This window comes from uncultured Subdoligranulum sp., from assembly GCF_937890665.1.
The window spans coordinates 1-17,058 of sequence record NZ_CALADU010000326.1; the positions used below are offsets into that span (position 1 = coordinate 1).

Here is a 17,058-nt window from a genome sequence, read left to right on the forward strand (position 1 = left end):
CGTAGTTGGCGCCGCCCATGCTGGGTGCGGCGTTGGAGGACTTGGGTCCCGCAAAGTTGACGTTGTTGGCCACGATCTCAATCGCGGTGCGGTTATTTCCGTTTTTGTCCTGATAGGAGCGGCTCTGCAAACGACCGTCCACGACGATCAGCGAACCTTTCTGGAAATACTTGCACACAAATTCCGCCGTGCGGTCCCACGCAGTCACGGGGATCCAGTCGGCCTGACTCTGGCCGTTGGCATCGCGTTTGCCGTTGCGGTCACACGCAATGGTAAAGGATGCAACGCTTTTGCCGGTCGTGGTTTGGCGAAGTTCCGGGTCCCGCGCAAGGCGGCCCATAATTGCAACAACATTCAGCATTTTTGGTACCTCTTACTCCTCTTCAGCAATGATCATGCTGCGAAGAACGCCTTCCGTGATCTTGTAGATACGGTCCAGCTCAGCCGGGAAATCGGGCTCGCTGGTGAACTTGATCACCGTGTACACACCCTCGGTCTCATCGTTGATGGGATAGGCGAGACGCTTCTTGCCCCAATCATCAACAGAATCGATCGTACCATTCGCGGCGATGAGGTTCTTGAACTTGTTCACCAGAGCGGTGGAAGCCTCCTCATCCAGGGTAGCGGTGGTAACCATCATGGTTTCGTACTTAGCCATATTCTGTGCACCTCCTTTTGGACGTATGGCCCTTTGCCCACGCAAAGGGCAAGGATAAACTGTGCCGTTTTGGCACAGCAACTAATTATAGCAAGCCCTCCACAGTTTGTCAAGGCCTTGCACCGGATTTTTCCACGATAAATGTACAAAAAGTGCCGATAAACGGCAGGCAGTTGAAAAATCCGTGATTCCATGATACCATAAATCGACAGGGCCGTACAAGGCCCGTTTTGTGTGTGAGGGGATACGGAATGAACGGTTTGGAGAATTTGATTTTCAGCTTGGATGCCACGCTGCCGGTTTTTTTGGTCATGGTGGCCGGCGGCATCTTGGGCAGATGGGGCTTTTTGCCCAAGGCGTTTTGCAAGGCGTCGGATAAGCTGACCTTTAAAATCACCCTGCCGGTGATGCTCTTTCTCGATATGGCGGATGTGGATATGGTCCACGACTTCCAGCCCAAGTTTGTGCTGTTTTGCTTTGGGGCAACGCTGATCAGTATTTTGGTGATTTGGGGACTGGCCCGGCTTCTGGTGCGGGATAAGTCCATCATCGGTGAGTTTGTGCAGGCGTCCTACCGCAGCAGCGCGGCGGTGCTGGGGGTGGCCTTTATCCAGAACATTTACGGTGACGCCGGTATGGCCCCGCTGATGATTCTGGGCAGTGTGCCGCTTTTCAATATCTTCGCGGTGTTGATCCTGATGGTCGAATCCCCGCAGGGGCAGCATGCGGCTCCCAAACCGGGCCAGCTTTTGCGGGGCGTGGTGACCAACCCGATCCTGTTGGGCATTCTGGCCGGAACGGTGTTCAGCTTGCTGCCGGTGGAACTGCCCACCATTGCCGACAAGACCTTGAACAGTCTGGCCTCGCTGACCACGCCGCTGGCCCTGCTCTCCATCGGCGCCAGTTTTGAGGGAACCAAGGCGCTGAAAAAGGCCGGTCCCACGCTGGTGGCGGCACTGATCAAAACGGTAGGGTTGTCGGCCATCTTTATCCCTTGCGCCTTGGCGCTGGGCTTCCGGGAAAAGGAACTGATCGCACTGCTCATCATGCTGGGCAGCCCCACCACCCCCAGTTCCTACGTTATGGCCAAGAATATGGGGCACGAGGGCGTTTTGACCGCCAGTGCGATTGCGGCTACCACGCTGCTCTCGGCGTTGACTCTTACCGGCTGGATCTTTATTCTGCACGGCGGCGGTTGGCTGTGATTTCCCTTGTTTGTTGCAGAAAAAGCGGAGTCCCCCTTCGGAGGGGACTCCGCTTTTCTTCTTAATAGCTCTTTTTGGCGTAGATGCGGATGCTGATGACCCAACTAAGGAGGAAACAGACCAGCGTAATGCCCAGCAACACGGCCAGAACCAGAAAGACAAACTGCTGCTCCGTTAACATGGCATTTTCGACCACATGGTCCAGCGCGTGCAGCGCCTGTATCCCGGGATTGTTCTCGTTATCCTTCATCAGGGCCAAGAAGGCCACAGGACCAAAGAACACAACGAAGATCGTGATGGAAACCCAGCTGCGGGCTTTGGCGGCACCAAAACGATAGGACAGGGGCATGACAAAGGAGAGATACAGCAGGGTGACGGCAGCAGCGGAAACCATACCGCTGGTGGTTTCCAGCAGTGAGGGTTTCGGATCGGGGATCAGCAAAATCAGCAGAAAGCCCAGCGGGATGCTGGCCGCCGTCAGTAGTAAGGTGAGCAGGTATTTGGCGGATACCAGTTGGCGGGGAGAAACAGGCAGTGTGCGGGCATAGGCGTCCCAATGGCTGTTTTCATCCATGCTGATGGTGGAGGAAGCATACATTCCCAGCACGAAGACCAGCGCGTAACTCAAAAAACTGACCCGGCACAGAGCGGTGAAGCCACCGTAAAACAACAGAAGAAACAGAAAATTGCTCTTGTAGCCTCGAAAAATGATCGTCCAGTCTTTGTAAAGCAAGCCTCTCATTGTTCATCCCTCCCGCTGTAAAAGCGCATGATGTCATCGATGGCAGCCGGATCACAGATCGCGTCGGGTAACAGCCGCCGCACCGTTTCCCGCTCCTTGACCAGACTTTCGCAGCCAAACGCGTTTTCCACCGTGTGGATCACAGTGCCTGCGGGCAGTTGGTCCAGCATTGCGCGGCTGCATCGCAGCAGACCATATTCCTGCAAAAGGATATCTTTTTCCTCGTGGAAGAGGAGCTGTCCATGGTGCAGGTAGGCAATGGAATCGGCGACCTGCTCCAGATCGCTGGTGATGTGGCTGCTCATCAGGAGGGTATGCCCCTCATCCTGAATGAACTCCAAAAAGAGATCTAGGATCTCGCTGCGCACTACCGGGTCCAGCCCGGCGGTGGCCTCGTCCAGCACCAGCAGGTCGGGATGGTGGGCCAGCGCGGTGGCCAAACTCAGCTTCATCCGCATACCGCGGCTGTATTCCGAAATCTTTTTGTGAAGATCCAGTCCAAACCGTTGCAGCAGGGCGCTGTATTGCCCGCTGTCCCAGCGCGTGCCGAAAATTCCGGCCATGCTTTTCCCGATCTGCTCGGCGTTCAACCCACCGTAAAAATAGGCATCCTCAAACACCACACCCAACCGTGCCCGAACCGCCGGGTCGGACGGCTGGCTGCCCAGCAGGGTGATCTCGCCGCTGTCTGCCGGATTCACCCCGCACAGCAGCCTGAGGGTGGTGGTTTTGCCGGCGCCGTTTTCCCCCACCAACCCTACGATAGTACCGGTGGGGATGGTCAGGTCAATGGGCCCCAGCGTAAAATCTTTGTATTGCTTTTGCACCCCGTGCAAAATGGCAGCTTCGTTTGCCATGTTTAGCCCTCCCATAAAAGGCGTAACGTCTCGCATACTTCCTCGTAGCCGATGCCGCCCAGCCGTGCGGCATCCACCGCGCCCTGCAGGCAGTTTTCGACTTTCTTTAGATGCTCTTCACGTACCAACGCGGGATTCTGGGCGGCGACAAAGCTGCCGCGCCCCGGTTGGGTAAAGATGAAACCGGCTGATTCCAGATCCTCGTAGGCACGTTTGGTGGTGATGACGCTGATGCGCAGCTCCTTGGCCAAAAGGCGGATGCTGGGCAAAGCGTCCCCGGCATGTAGTTGGCCGGACAGGATTTGTTCCTTGATCTGCCGCGTGATCTGCGCGTAGATCGGCTCCTGACCGGAATTGGACAGATAAATTTCCATGAAGCGCTCCTTTGCATCGAACTGTACATATTCGATATTTACAGTATATACGCAATATACACAGCTGTCAATAGGGAACAACAAAAAAATCCCGCCTTGCAAAAGACGGGAAAACGATATAGGGAGCATAAAATTTGTGCCGACGTACAGCGTTCCAAAGGATAGCCAAGCTCCTGCAAAAGGGGGCGGCGTGTGCCCTTGGGATGAGGCGCCTCTTTATTATATTATAGGGAAGACACGCGCATTCATTCCTCTTCCGGCTCGGCCACCGGCACGCCGCGGTGCTCCACCGGGGTGGAAAATACGATCTGGGTGTGGGTGCGGCCAAACTGTTGCAGATGATTGATGAACTGGTCCAGCTCCTGCGTGGTGCCGAACAGCACTTCAATGAGCATACTATAATCCCCGGTAACGCAGTTGCATTCCACCACCTGCGGGCATTGTTGAATATAAGGGTAAAATTCCGGTTTGCGCTGGGGATCCATATCCAGATTGATAAAGGCTTTGACCATATAGCCCACTTTGGGGGCGTTCACCTGTGCCTGATACCCCGAAAGGATACCGGCGCCTTCCAAACGGGCGATGCGGGCCGAAACCGCCGGGCTGGACAGAAATACCTGATCGGCGATCTCCTTCAGCGGAGCTCTGGCATTTTTTTGTAATATGTCAATAATTTTGCGGTCGATGTGATCCATACTACGGCCCCCTGCTGGATACGCTGTGTACAAACAGCGGAAAAACTTTAGAATCGAAAGCATTGTACCACAAATGAAAGAATACGTAAAGCGTCCCACAAAAGAAAATAAAACCAAAGGAAAACAGAGGGAAAAAAGGCGCCTGCCATGTCGTAGGATTGAAAAAAAGACGAGAACATGCTACAATGAATCGGTATACTAGGAAAAATGGACCCTCCGTCGAGAGAGAAATGCCATAGAATGCGGAGGGGGAAATAGGAAACTGCGAATGATCAACAAACGCGAAAAGCTGCAATATGCGTATGTGTTTGCCCTAGATCTGGTCACTCTGTGTATCAGCGTGCTGCTGGCATGGTTGATTACGGACGGATTGTTGGGGCGTATTGTGCCATATAGCCACAGCGACTGGGTCCAGACCCTCTGCCTTGTGGTGGTGGCTTTCATTATGACGTTCTTCTTCTTTAATCAAAAGGAGAATATTGTCACCCGAAGCCCCGGCCGAGAAATCAGCCTTTCCATTCGGTTCAATGTATTGATGGCGGCGGTCTATTCGGCTTTGATGCTGTTGGCCAAAGCGGAGATGTTGGATTCCCGTTACTTTGCGGTGGCGGTCCCCATGGTCAACGCGCTGATGATGCCGCTGACCCATAGCCTGCTCAAACGGTATCTGCTGCATTCCCAGAACCGCAGTGGCATGGAAAGTTTGGTAGGGATTCTCTCCACCGTAGACCACGCCCCGGCGGTGATTCATGCGCTGCGGGAGGACTGGTCCAAGCGTGTGTGTGGCGTGGTGCTGCTGGACGCCGATCCGGAACTGGTGGGCCAGACCTTTGAAGGGGTGGATGTCCGGGCCGGTTTCGACGGCTTTATGGACTGGATCCGCCGGGCTGCGTTGGACGAGATCTATGTGGATATCCCTATGGACAGCGGGGAATCCTTCATTCCTTATCTGGAAGAGATGGAAAGCATGGGCCTGACGGTGCATTTCCGTCTGACCATGCTGGACCGTATCGAGGAAGTTTGCTGCGACGAAACCAGTGCAGCCCGCCTAAGCCGGGAACTGGGCCGCTGCGCCGGGGGCAATATCGTTACCATGGGCACCATCGAGCTGGAGCTGCGGGATATGATGCTCAAGCGGGCCATGGATATTGTGGGGGCATTGGTAGGATGCCTCATCAGCATCCCCATCATCGCCGTGGTAGCCATTCCGCTAAAATTAGAAAGCCCAGGCCCGCTGATTTTCAAGCAGAAGCGAGTGGGGCTGAACGGACGGTATTTCTATATCCATAAACTGCGCAGCATGTATGTGGATGCCGAGGCGCGGAAAAAGGAATTGATGGCCCGCAACGAGATGGAAGGGCTGATGTTCAAGATCGAGGACGACCCGCGGATCACGAAGGTGGGACGGTTTATCCGGCGTACCAGCATCGATGAACTGCCCCAGTTCTTTGATGTGCTGCGGGGCAACATGTCGCTGGTGGGCACGCGCCCGCCCACGGTGGATGAGTACAAACAGTACGAAAGCCACCATAAACGGCGGCTGAGTATGAAACCCGGCATCACCGGACTGTGGCAGATCAGCGGCCGCAGCAATATCGAAAACTTTGAAGAAGTGGTCAAGCTGGACGTCCGCTACATCGATAACTGGTCGCTGTGGAACGATGTCAAAATCTTGCTCAAAACCATTGTGGTGGTGTTCGCTGGGCGGGGCGCCCGGTAACCCCTGCATACAAAGAACAACCCCGGAGGCGGCTGCCTCCGGGGTTGTTGTGTTTTACAGCTTTTGCACGTCGGTAATCAACTGCGCCACCGCTTCGGGGCGGGTAGCCCAACTGGTGCAGATCCGCACCGCTGTGTGCTGCGGGTCCGGTTTGCCCATGTCGCTCATGGCGTATTGGCTGCTCAGCGCTTCATACCAAGCATCGGGCAGTACAAAGAATTGCTGGTTGGTGGGGGAGTCGTGCAGCAGGCCGATGCCTTTGGCTGTAAAGGCGTCCCGAATCTCCAGCGCTTGTTTGTCCGCTTCGGCCGCCATGGCAAAATAAGGACTGCTGCCGCTGCCATCTTCGCCGTCCAGCAGGGCCAAGAATTGCAGCCCCAGCAGACGGCCTTTGGCCAACATACCGCCGTGCTGCTTGATGGCATAGCGGAAATCGACCTTCAGATCCTCATTGGGGATGACCACCGCTTCCCCGAAGAGCGCCCCGCACTTGGTGCCGCCCAGATAGAAGACGTCGCACAATGCGGCGTAATCTTGCAGACTCAGGTCATTCTGGGGGCTCATCAGGCCGTAGGCCATCCGGGCGCCGTCCACGAACAGATAGAGTCCCAGTTCGTAGCAGGCGGCAGAAATGTCGGTCAGCTCTTCCTTAGAATAGAGGGTGCCCACCTCGGTGGGGTTGGACAGATACACCATCCCGGGCTGAACCTCGTGTTCATGGCTGGGGTTGGCCCGGTGGGCTTCCACGGCGGCACGGATCTGCTGCGCCGTGATTTTGCCGGCGGCGGCGGGCAGCGCCAAACACTTGTGGCCGGTAGCTTCGATGGAGCCGGTCTCATGAACATGGATGTGTCCGGTTTCGGCACACAGCACACCCTGCCAGGGCTTCAGCGCAGCATCGATCACCGTCAGGTTGGCCTGCGTGGCGCCTACAAAAAAGTGTACGTCGGCGTCGGGGGCATCACACAGCTTCCGAATTTGATCCGCGGCCGCGGCACAGTAGGCATCCTCGCCGTAGCCGGGGGTCTGCTCCAGATTGGTCTTTTGCAGCAGGTCCAAAACGGGTTGGGCGGCGCCCTCCCCATAGTCACATTCAAAACGAAGCATGATTGCTATCTCCTTTTCTTTTCTATGGGCTTTTTCGTATTATAGCACGCCTTGCAATGACAGTCAAAATGCGATATAATGTTTCGTACTTGTGTGAGAAAGGAAGGAAGTCTATGGATTCCCAAAAACCGCGGGAGCGTTTTGCCTCCCGCCTAGGATTTATTCTGGTCAGTGCCGGCTGTGCCATCGGTATCGGCAATGTCTGGAAATTCCCCTGAATGGCCGGTGCCAACGGCGGCATCTTCGTACTGTTCTATCTGCTGTTCCTCGTGATCATGGGCGTGCCGGTGCTGACGATGGAATTGGCAGTGGGCCGCGCCAGCCGTCAGAGTGCGGTGCTGGGCTATAAGGCGCTGGAACCCAAGGACAGCAAATGGCATATTCACGGTTGGTTCTGTGTCATCGGCTGCTGCTTGCTGATGATGTACTATACCACGGTGGCCGGCTGGATGTTGGACTATTTTTATAAGTTCGCCACCGGTGCCTTTGAGGGGATAGAAAACACCGCCGTGGACGGGGTGTTCAGCGCCATGCTGGCCAACCCTGTCGAGATGGGCACCTTTATGGTGATCATTACACTGGGCGGTTTTTTGGTCTGCTCTTTCGGACTGCAAAAGGGTCTGGAGCGCATTTCCAAATGGATGATGCTGGCCCTGTTGGTTTTGATTGTGGTGCTGGCCGTCAACAGCATTATGCTGGAAGGCGGCAAGGAAGGTCTTGCTTTCTACCTGCTGCCTGATATTCAGCGGGCATCCGAGGTGGGTCTGGGCAACGTGATTACGGCGGCGATGAACCAGTCCTTCTTCACGCTGAGCCTTGGCATTGCGGCTATGGAGATCTTCGGCAGCTACATGACCAAAGAGCACACCCTCCCCGGCGAAGCCGTCCGCATCTGTGCGCTGGATACCTTTGTGGCGCTGATGTCGGGTCTGATCATCTTCCCGGCCTGCTTTGCCTTCGGTGTGGAGCCCGATGCCGGTCCGTCGCTGATCTTCCAGACCTTGCCCCGCGTCTTCGTCAACATGGTCGGCGGCCGGGTCTGGGGCGCGCTGTTCTTCCTGTTTATGACCTTTGCCAGCTTCACCACGGTTCTGGCAGTCTTTGAGAACATCATGGCTAGCTGCATCGACTGCTTTGGGTGGACCCGGAAGAAGGCCACGCTGCTCTGCTGCATCTTTATTCTGGTGGCCAGTGTGCCCTGCGTGCTGGGCTACAACCTGTGGTACTTCTCGCTGCCGCTGCCCAATGCGCCGGCCGGCGGTCAGATCCTCGACATCGAAGATTTCCTTGTCTCGAATCTGCTGCTGCCCATCGGCAGTTTGATCTACCTGCTGTTCTGCGTCAGCCGTTGGGGCCGGGGCTATGACAAATATATGGAAGAGTGCAACACCGGTTCCGGCCTGAAAATGCCCCGGATGTTCAAGCCCTACTTCCAGTTTGTGCTGCCCATCCTTATTGTGGTGATTTTGGTGCAGGGCTTGATCTGATCCGATCCAAAAATCAAAAAGCAGCCGCCCTTTTTGGGCGGCTGCTTTTTCTATGCTGTCATGGGGGAGGGTACTCACGCCAGCTTTTGTTGCAACCAACGGGTCATCTCTTCCCGCATGGCTGCAAAGGCGGCGGCTGTATCCGCATTGTCGCTGGGAAAATTCAGCAGCTTCCACAGCCATCCCTGTTCCTTCACAGCACGCAAGCTTTCGGCATAGCACAGCTCAAAAACCAGTGAGGCGTGCCCCACTGCGTTGTCGGCGGGGTATTGTTTTAAGGAGCGCAGCACACAATGGTGCTCATAGAATGCCTGCAGTACAGCAGGGCTGACGGGACTTTGCCGCAGTGCCTGTGTGGTGACGTTGTAAATCTCCTCCATGGGAACCTCTACATTGACCCGCAGAATGTCCACCTTGTCGGCGTCCCGCAGGATCTGACAGAACTGCAGCGTACGCGGGTCCAAATCTTCGGGCAGACGATAGGCGCTGTGCCATGCCACGGCGGTGCGCAGCAGCGCATCTTCGGTATCTTCGTCGCAGTAGTCCCGGATGTGCCCTTCCTCAAACAGAACCTTAGCGCTCATGGCGGCGTGGTCGATGGATTGGGCATCGTTGAAGGTACCGTACTGACGAAGCTGTTCAAAGCGGCCTACATCGTGCAGCAAGCCGCACAGCCAAGCCAGATCCACCTCGGCAGGGGACATCCCCAGACTGACGGCAATGCGGTGGCAGAGGGCAGCCACCCGATACGTATGGTCGATCTTGAGTTTGATCTTCGGGTCCGCGGCATTGTAATGGGCCGCATAATCGGCAAACGCCTGCTGGGCCCGGCGGCGGTCAAGGGTCATGACAAAAGCCTCCTTTTGGCAGAACGAACGGGCGGTCCGGCCATAGAGGCTGGCCGCCTTTCCTTCTTATTGTACCACGAATCGACAAAACTGCAAAACATACAGAAAACATCCAACAACATGCACATAATTCTTGTTATTGATGCAAAAAACTTGACATTTTTGCCCAAAAACGCTATGCTTTATGTATAAAAACCCTGCCCGGAAGTTCCCTTGGAAAGGTGGTGCATGCGATGAACGCCAAAGGCGATGCCAATCGCAGTGTGCGCATGACCAAACAACGGTTGTATCAAGCCTTGATTAGCCTGCTGCAGCACAAGGATCTGCGGGAGATCACGGTTCGGGAGTTGACAGAACTGGCCGGGATCAGCCGCGGGACCTTCTACTTCCATTACGCGGATATTTATGCCTTGATGGAACAGATGGAGGCTGCCCAGCTAGATCACCTGTGTGAGCTGATGGATGCGTTGGTACCCAATATCTCGCAGGACGATGTCCCGCCGGCACTGGTCGCGCTCTTTACCTATTTGAATGAAAACCCGGATGTTTGCCGTGCCCTGTACGGCAAAACGTGGGAGTCAGAGTTTACCCGCAGCGCCAAGGAAATGATTGCCAAGCGCTGTTTGGGACAGTTGGTGCCGGACGGCGGAACGCCTCGGCAGCAGTTTTTGTTGGCCTTTGCGGTCAACGGGTGCTTCGGCAGCATTGCGGCGTGGCAGGCGCAAGGCTACCAACCAGCACCGGAAGAGATGGCGGCGGTCACTTGGCAGGCCATCCGCGCAGTGAAAGATCTTTTGTAAGTGGGGAATTTATCGTTGCTTTCTGCCTGCGGCCGCGTTATAATGAATAGGTACTATGCGCCCGCGCCGCGGGTCTGATAAAAGGAGAGTTGTACATCATGGGATTTTTTGACTTTTTGAAAAAGACGCCGGAACCGACTCCGGCAGCCCCCTCGTTCCCGATGGCGCTGGCGGCTGACGCCAAAGGCACCGTTGTTCCGATGGAACAGATCCCCGACGAAGTGTTTGCACAGGGCATTTTGGGCAAATGCTGCGGTATCGACCCGTCCGAGGGCAAGGTCTTTGCGCCCATCGACGGCACCATCACGCAGGCACCGGACAGCGGCCATGCACTGGGCATTCAGGGCGTCGGCGGCGTTGAAGTGCTCATCCATGTAGGCGTGGATACCGTCGAGATGAAGGGCGACGGCTTCAGCCCCAAAGTCAAGGAAGGCGATAAGATCAAGAAGGGTCAGCTTCTGCTGGAGATGGACCTTGCCAAGATCGCGGCGGCCAACCATCCGGCGGTGGTCATCACCGTTGTCACCAACACCGACGACTTCAAGGACGTGGAGTTGGTAGCTTCCGGCGCTGTGGAGCCGGGTGCCGATCTGCTCAAGATCAGCAAGTAAGGAACCTTATCGGGAGGGCGCACCTTGCGGTGCGCCCTCTTTGTATGGTACAATACAGGGCGGCGGGGCTGCAGCCTGCGCCCCAAGTTCAACAAAAAAGGATGTTGCCTTATGAGTGCAATTTTAGCCGTCTGCGGGGAAGCCTTCTGTGCCATGGTCAGTGATGGCCGTATGGTGGAGGAGCCGATCTCCGGTTCGCAGCCCAACGTCATCAGCGAGGACGTACCCAAGGTACGCAAAATCAATCGAAACGTGCTGGTGGGGTTTGCCGGGGATACCTTGGCTGCGGTTCAGATCATCAATGCGCTGGACGAATACGACACCCAATATCTTACGCTGGAAAAAATCGTTAAGGTACTCTGCCAAAAGGCGCCGTCGGTACGGGTGCAGCCGGTGGGGGTGCGCCTGCTGGTGGGTGGCCGGAATCGCAAAGGCCAGTTTGTATTGACCACCTTGGGCAGCGCGGAACAGTATGTGCCCCAAACCCAGCCGGCCCGCGCCGGGGCCTATCTGATCGAGGGGGCTTGTTCCCATACCGAGATTGCCCCTTGGCTGGAGCGGGAAGTCAAGCCGCAGGCCGCCGAATGGCGCAGTCTGGATGACGTGGCCCATACGTTGGATGCCTGTATTGCTAAGTTGGCCGAGCAGGACAAGAGCGTGAACACCACCTACTTCCGCGAGCTGGTCATGTAAAAAATCCCTTGTGCTGGGGCCCTTCCCTAGGGAAGGGATGCCTACCCGTGCCGCGTTTTGGCACGGGATTTTTTTGTGTAAAAATGTAGGATTTGGGGGTTGACGAACCCCGCTTGCAGGTGGTAAAGTAAAAGCGGGTATGGATACCCCAATTACAATGTAACGAAAAGTGAGGTGGTTGCCATGGATACGCCCAGTAGTCCTAGTCCTGTGTACCGATGTATTTTTATGGCAGCCATCCCGTTGTTGTATTGGGGCAAGCCTTGCCGTGCGCGATAACTGCGCAGGGTTGGGCTATGCTTTGCATTGCCCTGCATAAGAATGGAATGAGCTGCCGCCGAAAAGGAGGCAGCTTTTTATGTCTGATACTGCAATCATGACGCTGAAAACCATGCTGGCCAATCTGGACGACGCCAAAAAGTACCAGAGCCTGCGTGATGTAATGGAAACTCTGCCCGCACCCGATCTGGCCGCCGTATTTGAGGACCTGCCGCCGGAAAAATTGCCGGTGCTGTTCCGGTTGTGCCCCAAGGATTTGGCTGCGGAAATTTTTGCCGAATTGACCCCCGAGACCCAGCAGAACTTGATCGACGGCTTGACGGATACCGAACTCAAGGCCGTGGTGGATGAGTTGTTCGTCGATGATGCGACGGATCTGGTCGAGGAGATGCCCGCCAGCGTTGTCAAACGGATTTTGGCGCAGGCTGACCCCGCGACCCGCCGCATGATCAACGAACTGCTCCAGTATCCGGAAGATTCCGCCGGCGGCGTGATGACCACCGAATTTATGGAGCTGCGTCCCGAAATGACGGTGACGCAGGCCATGGAGTCCATCCGGGCCAACGGTATTGATAAGGAAACGATCAACAACTGCTATGTGACCGATAAAGACCGCACGCTGATCGGTGTTGTGTCGCTGCGGGCGCTGGTGTTGGAGAAGGATGCCGAGCGTACCATCCGGGAATTGATGGACGGAAACGTGGTCAGTGTGTCTACCACCACCGATCAGGAGGATGTCTCGCACCTGTTTGAAAAATACGGCTTTTTGGCCATTCCGGTCGTGGATGCCGAGAAGCGGTTGGTGGGTATCGTCACCATTGACGACGCCATCTCGATCCTGCAAGATGAGGCTAGCGAAGACTTTGCCAAGATGAACGCCGTGGGCCCCTCTGACAAACCCTACTTCAAGCAATCCATGTGGGACCTTTACAAGAGCCGTGCACCGTGGCTGATCTTTTTGATGATCAGTGCCACCTTCTCCAGCATGGTCATCCGTGGGTATGAGAGCGCCTTGGCGGCTGTCACGGTGCTCACCGCCTACATTCCCATGCTTACCGACGCCGGCGGCAATGCGGGCAGCCAAAGTACATCCACCATCATTCGCGGTATGGCGGTGGGGGACATCGCTCCCCATGATCTGCCCCGCATCCTCTGGCGGGAATGCCGGGTGGCGCTGCTCTGTGGTTTGACCCTGTCGGTGTGCAATTTTGGCAAATTGCTGCTGTTTGATCGGGTCTCGGCGCCGGTAGCCTTGGTGGTCTGCCTGACCCTGACCTGTACTGTGCTGCTTTCCCAGCTCATCGGCGGCGTTCTGCCGGTGGTGGCCGAAAAACTGAAAATTGACCCGGCGGTAATGGCTTCGCCGCTGATTACCACCATCGTGGATACTACCACGTTGCTGGTTTATTTCAACATTGCCAAGGTCGTCCTGAAAATTTGAAGTTTAGACAACGTGTTTAAAAATGTGCTTGTACCATACCCACGGGTATGGTACAATTTTTATACTTGAACAGATGTCTTACTTACAAAGCCGCAGGAGGGGCTTGTCATGGAGTTACAGGATTTTTATACCGGTCATGCGTTTGACGCCTATACCTTTTTTGGGGCCCATCCCTATGACGGCGGTACGCGCTTTGCCGTGTGGGCGCCGGCGGCCCGGCGCATTCAGGTGGAAGGTCCTTTCGGTACGGTCGATCTGAACCAGACCCGTTCGGCCATCTGGGAAGCAGAAGTACCCGGCGCGCTGCCCGGCATGGCCTATCAATACCTGATTACGGGTGCGAATGGCTGGACGGTAGCCCACTGTGATCCCTACGGCTTTGCCATGACACTGCGCCCCGATGGACGCAGCATCATCACCGAGGAGATGCCAGCATTTACCGATGAGGACTGGATGGCTTCCCGCACCAAGGGATTCGACCGGCCGATGGCCATTTATGAAGTACATGCGGGCAGTTGGAAGCGTAAACCGGACGGCAGTTGGTACACCTACGCCGAACTGGCCGATGAACTTCCGGCCTACTGTAAGGAAAACGGATTTACCCACATTGAGCTGATGCCGCTGGCCGAGCATCCCTTTGATGGCAGTTGGGGGTATCAGGTTACGGGTTTTTATGCCCCCACGAGCCGGTATGGCACGCCGGCACAACTGGCTCAGTTCATCAATGCCTGTCATCGGCAGGGGATCGGTGTGATCTTGGATTTCGTGCCGGTCCACTTTGCGGTGGACGGGTACGGCTTGAAAGAGTTTGACGGTACGCCGCTCTATGAATATCCGGCGGCGGCTGTGGGGCAAAGCGAGTGGGGCAGCTGCAACTTTATGCATTCCCGGGGCGAGATCCGATGCTTTTTGCAGTCCTGTGCCGACTACTGGCTGCGGGTGTTTCATGCCGACGGCCTGCGGATGGATGCGGTTTCCCGCCTGATTTACTGGCAGGGGGACCCGGCCCGGGGCGTCAACGGGTCCACACTGGAATTTTTGAAAGGAATGAACCAAGGACTGCAGCAGCGCCACCCCACGGCGGTGCTGATCGCCGAGGACTCCAGCAACTATCCCAAGGTGACGGCACCGGTGGAATACGGCGGGCTGGGTTTTGACTACAAGTGGGATCTGGGCTGGATGAACGACACGCTGGACTACTTCCGAAAGAGCAGCGAGGAGCGGAAGGAACATCTGGGCCGGCTGACCTTCTCGATGGTCTACGCTTGGAACGAGCATTATATCCTGCCCTTCAGCCACGACGAAAACGTACACGGCAAAGCCACCATCGCCCAGAAAATGTACGGCGACTACGAGGGCAAGTTCCCGCAGGCCCGGGCGCTTTACCTATATATGGCCATCCATCCCGGCAAAAAATTGGACTTTATGGGCAACGAGTTTGCCCAACTGCGGGAATGGGACGAAAACCGAGAACAGGATTGGATGCTGCTGCGTTATCCCAACCACGACGGATTCTTGTATTTTCGCCGAGCGCTGCAGCAGGCCTATTTGGACAACGAGGCCTTCTGGTCGCGGGAATATGATCCCGCCGCTTTCCGGTGGGTGGACTGTGATCATGGGGCGTGGAATGTCTGTGCCATCCTGCGGGAAGGCCGAGAAAGCGCCGTGCTGGCGGTATTCAACTTTGGTACCGAAGTGCGGCAGCACTACGCGTTGGACCTGCCGGCAGGAAAGCTGACCCTGCTGCTGGATACCGACTGGCAGTGCTGGGGCGGCACCACACAAAAACCGGCCCGGCGCCGTGGGGTGACCGTGCAAGCCGGAAAGCCCTTCGCAGTGACGATGCCTCCCAACAGTGGAAAACTCTATCGCTTGGAACCCCACCGATAACAAGAAACCGCCTGCCCTTTTGGGCAGGCGGTTTTGTCTGTTATTGCGGTGCCAGATCGAAACGATAGATGGTAGTAGAGCTATACGGCGTATCGGGCAGCACCGTCGTATTCGGGAACTCGGGATGGTTGGGCGCGTCGGGGAACTCCTCGGTCTCGAAGCAGACGGCATCGCGCTTTTGGTAGTGGGCGCCCTCTTTGCCGTCGGTGACCGGCGCCAAGAAATTGGCGGTGTAAAGGTGCATGCCGGGCAGAGTGGTCAACACCTCCATGCGGATGCCGGTCTGCGGGCCGGTGGCCCAAGCGGCGTGCCGCAGGCCGGTGTCCCGGATGATGTAGCACTGGTCATAGCCGCTGGCCTGTTTCAGGGCCGGATAATCGGCCTCGATGTCCAACCCCAGTGTCTTCTCTTCGGTAAAGTCCATGGGGGTGCCCGCCACTGCCAGCTTGCGGCCGGTGGGCACGCTGGTGTCGTCTGCCTCCAGATAGGCGTCGGCGTCGATGCTGACCCGGTGCCCCAGTGCTGTGCCGCTGGCATGGCCGTTGAGGTTGAAATAGCTGTGGTTGGTCATGTTGCAGACCGTGGGCGCATCGGTGGTGGCGGTATACTGGATCATCAGCCCGTTCCGAACCAGCTTGTACTGGATCTCCAGATCCAGATTGCCCGGGAACCCGTCGGTACCGTCGGGGCTGCGGGCGGTCATCGTCACGCTGTCGGTCTCGCCGGGGGTGGGTTCCACCTCAAAGACCGTGTGGCTGAAACCATGCAGACCGCTGTGCAGGCAGTTGCCTTTCTGATTGGCCGTCACATGGACGATCTCTTCGTACAGCGGGAACTGGGCGCCGCCAATGCGGTTGGCAAAACGGCCCACGGCCGCCCCCATGCTGTCGGTGTTCAGTTCATAGTCGGCGGCGGTGGGGTACCCCAACACCACGTCCACCATATTGCCCTTGCGGTCGGGAACAAGGATCTTGTGGATGACAGCCGCATAGGTCAACAGATGGACTTCCAACTGGTCGTTCTTCAAAACGGCTAGCTGAATGGGAATCCCCGCCGTGGTTTTGCCGAATTCGGTGATGGAAACGGACATGGCACTTCCTCCTTAGCCTTCGTCGTCCGGCTTCTGCCGGGCCAAATCTTCCCGTACGCTGGCGGCCACACTACCGGTGCCGTAGTTCAGCATGCGGTTCACCCGGCTGACCGTGGCACTGGACGCACCGGTCTCCCGCCGGATCTCGCTGTATACCTTGCCTTGCAGCAGGCAGCCGGCCACGGCATAGCGCTGTTCCAGCGTGCGCAGCTCGGTCACGGCACACAGATCATCAAAAAAGCGGATGCATTCGTCCAAAGAATGCAGGCGCAAGATCGCCTCATACAGGGCGGTGTTGCGCGGTGTTTGGTTGGGTGTTTCTGGGCGCATAGGCGCCTCCTTTTGTGTTTTTGTTCAAAATGTTCCAAGATTGGAGCGTTGTTAAGTTCATTCTAGCAAATGTGCCCAAATTAGTCAATACTTTAAACAGGGAAAGCACCCGCTGTCTTTTTGGTAGTCCCCTCTATGGGATATTTGCCGCTGACCCCCCTTGCACCTTTGGACAAACCACGGTATGATATATCCTATATTACAAAGTGCAGGGTGGAAAGGAAACAACCG

The 17,058-nt window shown here is 56.3% G+C and carries 17 protein-coding genes and 1 pseudogene; 8 read left to right on the top strand and 10 right to left on the bottom strand.

Annotated elements, in window-relative coordinates:
- Both Q0526_RS18575 and rpsF read right to left on the bottom strand, forming a co-directional pair.
- The coding region (locus tag Q0526_RS18575; RefSeq protein WP_298737004.1) for a single-stranded DNA-binding protein at positions 1-361 on the bottom strand (361 nt) is incomplete at its 3' end.
- Between the two features lie 12 nt (positions 362-373).
- Positions 374-658 carry a 30S ribosomal protein S6 gene (rpsF, locus tag Q0526_RS18580; protein WP_298737006.1) on the bottom strand — a complete coding sequence of 95 codons (285 nt, stop codon included), beginning with the start codon at positions 656-658 and terminating at the stop codon, positions 374-376.
- A gap of 251 nt (positions 659-909) precedes the next feature.
- Between rpsF and Q0526_RS18585 the strand changes: the two genes are divergently transcribed.
- Positions 910-1,863 carry an AEC family transporter gene (locus tag Q0526_RS18585; protein ID WP_298737008.1) on the top strand — a complete coding sequence of 318 codons (954 nt, stop codon included), beginning with the start codon at positions 910-912 and terminating at the stop codon, positions 1,861-1,863.
- Between the two features lie 61 nt (positions 1,864-1,924).
- On the opposite strand, the gene Q0526_RS18590 is transcribed toward Q0526_RS18585, so the two are convergent.
- The 4 genes from Q0526_RS18590 to Q0526_RS18605 form a co-directional block, all read right to left on the bottom strand.
- Positions 1,925-2,605, bottom strand: coding sequence for an ABC-2 transporter permease (locus Q0526_RS18590; protein ID WP_298737011.1), 681 nt, complete (start codon positions 2,603-2,605; stop codon positions 1,925-1,927).
- Positions 2,602-3,462 (bottom strand): ABC transporter ATP-binding protein, encoded by an 861-nt coding sequence (locus tag Q0526_RS18595; protein ID WP_298737014.1) that lies wholly within the window; start codon positions 3,460-3,462, stop codon positions 2,602-2,604. The genes Q0526_RS18590 and Q0526_RS18595 overlap by 4 nt, the downstream gene beginning before the upstream one ends.
- Before the next feature lie 2 nt (positions 3,463-3,464).
- Positions 3,465-3,836: a GntR family transcriptional regulator gene (locus Q0526_RS18600; RefSeq protein WP_298737017.1), complete on the bottom strand. Its 372-nt coding sequence runs from the start codon at positions 3,834-3,836 to the stop codon at positions 3,465-3,467.
- Positions 3,837-4,081: 245 nt separating this feature from the next.
- Positions 4,082-4,531 (bottom strand): Lrp/AsnC family transcriptional regulator, encoded by a 450-nt coding sequence (locus Q0526_RS18605; RefSeq protein WP_298737019.1) that lies wholly within the window; start codon positions 4,529-4,531, stop codon positions 4,082-4,084.
- 268 nt (positions 4,532-4,799) lie between these two features.
- On the opposite strand from Q0526_RS18605, the gene Q0526_RS18610 reads away from it, so the two are divergent.
- Complete coding sequence (locus tag Q0526_RS18610; RefSeq protein ID WP_298737021.1) at positions 4,800-6,251, top strand: sugar transferase; 1,452 nt, start codon at positions 4,800-4,802, stop codon at positions 6,249-6,251.
- A 54-nt stretch (positions 6,252-6,305) separates the two neighbouring features.
- On the opposite strand, the gene Q0526_RS18615 is transcribed toward Q0526_RS18610, so the two are convergent.
- Positions 6,306-7,358, bottom strand: a complete 1,053-nt coding sequence (locus tag Q0526_RS18615; RefSeq protein ID WP_298737024.1) for an aminotransferase class I/II-fold pyridoxal phosphate-dependent enzyme — start codon at positions 7,356-7,358, stop codon at positions 6,306-6,308.
- Between the two features lie 113 nt (positions 7,359-7,471).
- Between Q0526_RS18615 and Q0526_RS18620 the strand changes: the two are divergent.
- A pseudogene (locus Q0526_RS18620) lies at positions 7,472-8,845 on the top strand (sodium-dependent transporter).
- Positions 8,846-8,919: 74 nt separating this feature from the next.
- On the opposite strand, the gene Q0526_RS18625 reads toward Q0526_RS18620, so the two are convergent.
- Positions 8,920-9,693 carry an HD domain-containing protein gene (locus tag Q0526_RS18625; protein ID WP_298737026.1) on the bottom strand — a complete coding sequence of 258 codons (774 nt, stop codon included), beginning with the start codon at positions 9,691-9,693 and terminating at the stop codon, positions 8,920-8,922.
- A 233-nt stretch (positions 9,694-9,926) separates the two neighbouring features.
- Here Q0526_RS18625 and Q0526_RS18630 point away from each other — a divergent pair, with 233 nt between their 5' ends.
- From Q0526_RS18630 to glgB, 5 genes are all read left to right on the top strand, one after another.
- Positions 9,927-10,493, top strand: coding sequence for a TetR/AcrR family transcriptional regulator (locus tag Q0526_RS18630; protein ID WP_298737029.1), 567 nt, complete (start codon positions 9,927-9,929; stop codon positions 10,491-10,493).
- A gap of 98 nt (positions 10,494-10,591) precedes the next feature.
- Positions 10,592-11,104: a PTS glucose transporter subunit IIA gene (locus Q0526_RS18635; RefSeq protein WP_298737033.1), complete on the top strand. Its 513-nt coding sequence runs from the start codon at positions 10,592-10,594 to the stop codon at positions 11,102-11,104.
- Between the two features lie 111 nt (positions 11,105-11,215).
- Positions 11,216-11,797, top strand: a complete 582-nt coding sequence (locus tag Q0526_RS18640; protein WP_298737035.1) for a hypothetical protein — start codon at positions 11,216-11,218, stop codon at positions 11,795-11,797.
- A gap of 358 nt (positions 11,798-12,155) precedes the next feature.
- On the top strand, positions 12,156-13,517 hold the full coding sequence (gene mgtE, locus Q0526_RS18645) for a magnesium transporter (RefSeq protein WP_298737037.1): 1,362 nt from the start codon (positions 12,156-12,158) through the stop codon (positions 13,515-13,517).
- A 108-nt stretch (positions 13,518-13,625) separates the two neighbouring features.
- A complete protein-coding gene (gene glgB, locus Q0526_RS18650; RefSeq protein WP_298737040.1) occupies positions 13,626-15,407 on the top strand; it encodes a 1,4-alpha-glucan branching protein GlgB in 1,782 nt (593 codons plus the stop codon).
- Positions 15,408-15,447: 40 nt separating this feature from the next.
- Here the strand turns inward: glgB and Q0526_RS18655 are convergent, their stop codons facing one another.
- Together Q0526_RS18655 and Q0526_RS18660 are read right to left on the bottom strand one after the other, a co-directional pair.
- Complete coding sequence (locus tag Q0526_RS18655; protein WP_298737043.1) at positions 15,448-16,497, bottom strand: aldose epimerase family protein; 1,050 nt, start codon at positions 16,495-16,497, stop codon at positions 15,448-15,450.
- Between the two features lie 12 nt (positions 16,498-16,509).
- On the bottom strand, positions 16,510-16,827 hold the full coding sequence (locus tag Q0526_RS18660) for a YerC/YecD family TrpR-related protein (RefSeq protein ID WP_298737046.1): 318 nt from the start codon (positions 16,825-16,827) through the stop codon (positions 16,510-16,512).
- Positions 16,828-17,058: the final 231 nt, after the last annotated feature.

Coding starts and splice junctions, on each gene's coding strand:
- rpsF (WP_298737006.1), bottom strand. CDS start 658: ATGGCTAAGTACGAAACCATGATGGTTACCACCGCTACCCTGGATGAG.
- Q0526_RS18585 (WP_298737008.1), top strand. CDS start 910: ATGAACGGTTTGGAGAATTTGATTTTCAGCTTGGATGCCACGCTGCCG.
- Q0526_RS18590 (WP_298737011.1), bottom strand. CDS start 2,605: ATGAGAGGCTTGCTTTACAAAGACTGGACGATCATTTTTCGAGGCTAC.
- Q0526_RS18595 (WP_298737014.1), bottom strand. CDS start 3,462: ATGGCAAACGAAGCTGCCATTTTGCACGGGGTGCAAAAGCAATACAAA.
- Q0526_RS18600 (WP_298737017.1), bottom strand. CDS start 3,836: ATGGAAATTTATCTGTCCAATTCCGGTCAGGAGCCGATCTACGCGCAG.
- Q0526_RS18605 (WP_298737019.1), bottom strand. CDS start 4,531: ATGGATCACATCGACCGCAAAATTATTGACATATTACAAAAAAATGCC.
- Q0526_RS18610 (WP_298737021.1), top strand. CDS start 4,800: ATGATCAACAAACGCGAAAAGCTGCAATATGCGTATGTGTTTGCCCTA.
- Q0526_RS18615 (WP_298737024.1), bottom strand. CDS start 7,358: ATGCTTCGTTTTGAATGTGACTATGGGGAGGGCGCCGCCCAACCCGTT.
- Q0526_RS18625 (WP_298737026.1), bottom strand. CDS start 9,693: ATGACCCTTGACCGCCGCCGGGCCCAGCAGGCGTTTGCCGATTATGCG.
- Q0526_RS18630 (WP_298737029.1), top strand. CDS start 9,927: ATGAACGCCAAAGGCGATGCCAATCGCAGTGTGCGCATGACCAAACAA.
- Q0526_RS18635 (WP_298737033.1), top strand. CDS start 10,592: ATGGGATTTTTTGACTTTTTGAAAAAGACGCCGGAACCGACTCCGGCA.
- Q0526_RS18640 (WP_298737035.1), top strand. CDS start 11,216: ATGAGTGCAATTTTAGCCGTCTGCGGGGAAGCCTTCTGTGCCATGGTC.
- mgtE (WP_298737037.1), top strand. CDS start 12,156: ATGTCTGATACTGCAATCATGACGCTGAAAACCATGCTGGCCAATCTG.
- glgB (WP_298737040.1), top strand. CDS start 13,626: ATGGAGTTACAGGATTTTTATACCGGTCATGCGTTTGACGCCTATACC.
- Q0526_RS18655 (WP_298737043.1), bottom strand. CDS start 16,497: ATGTCCGTTTCCATCACCGAATTCGGCAAAACCACGGCGGGGATTCCC.
- Q0526_RS18660 (WP_298737046.1), bottom strand. CDS start 16,827: ATGCGCCCAGAAACACCCAACCAAACACCGCGCAACACCGCCCTGTAT.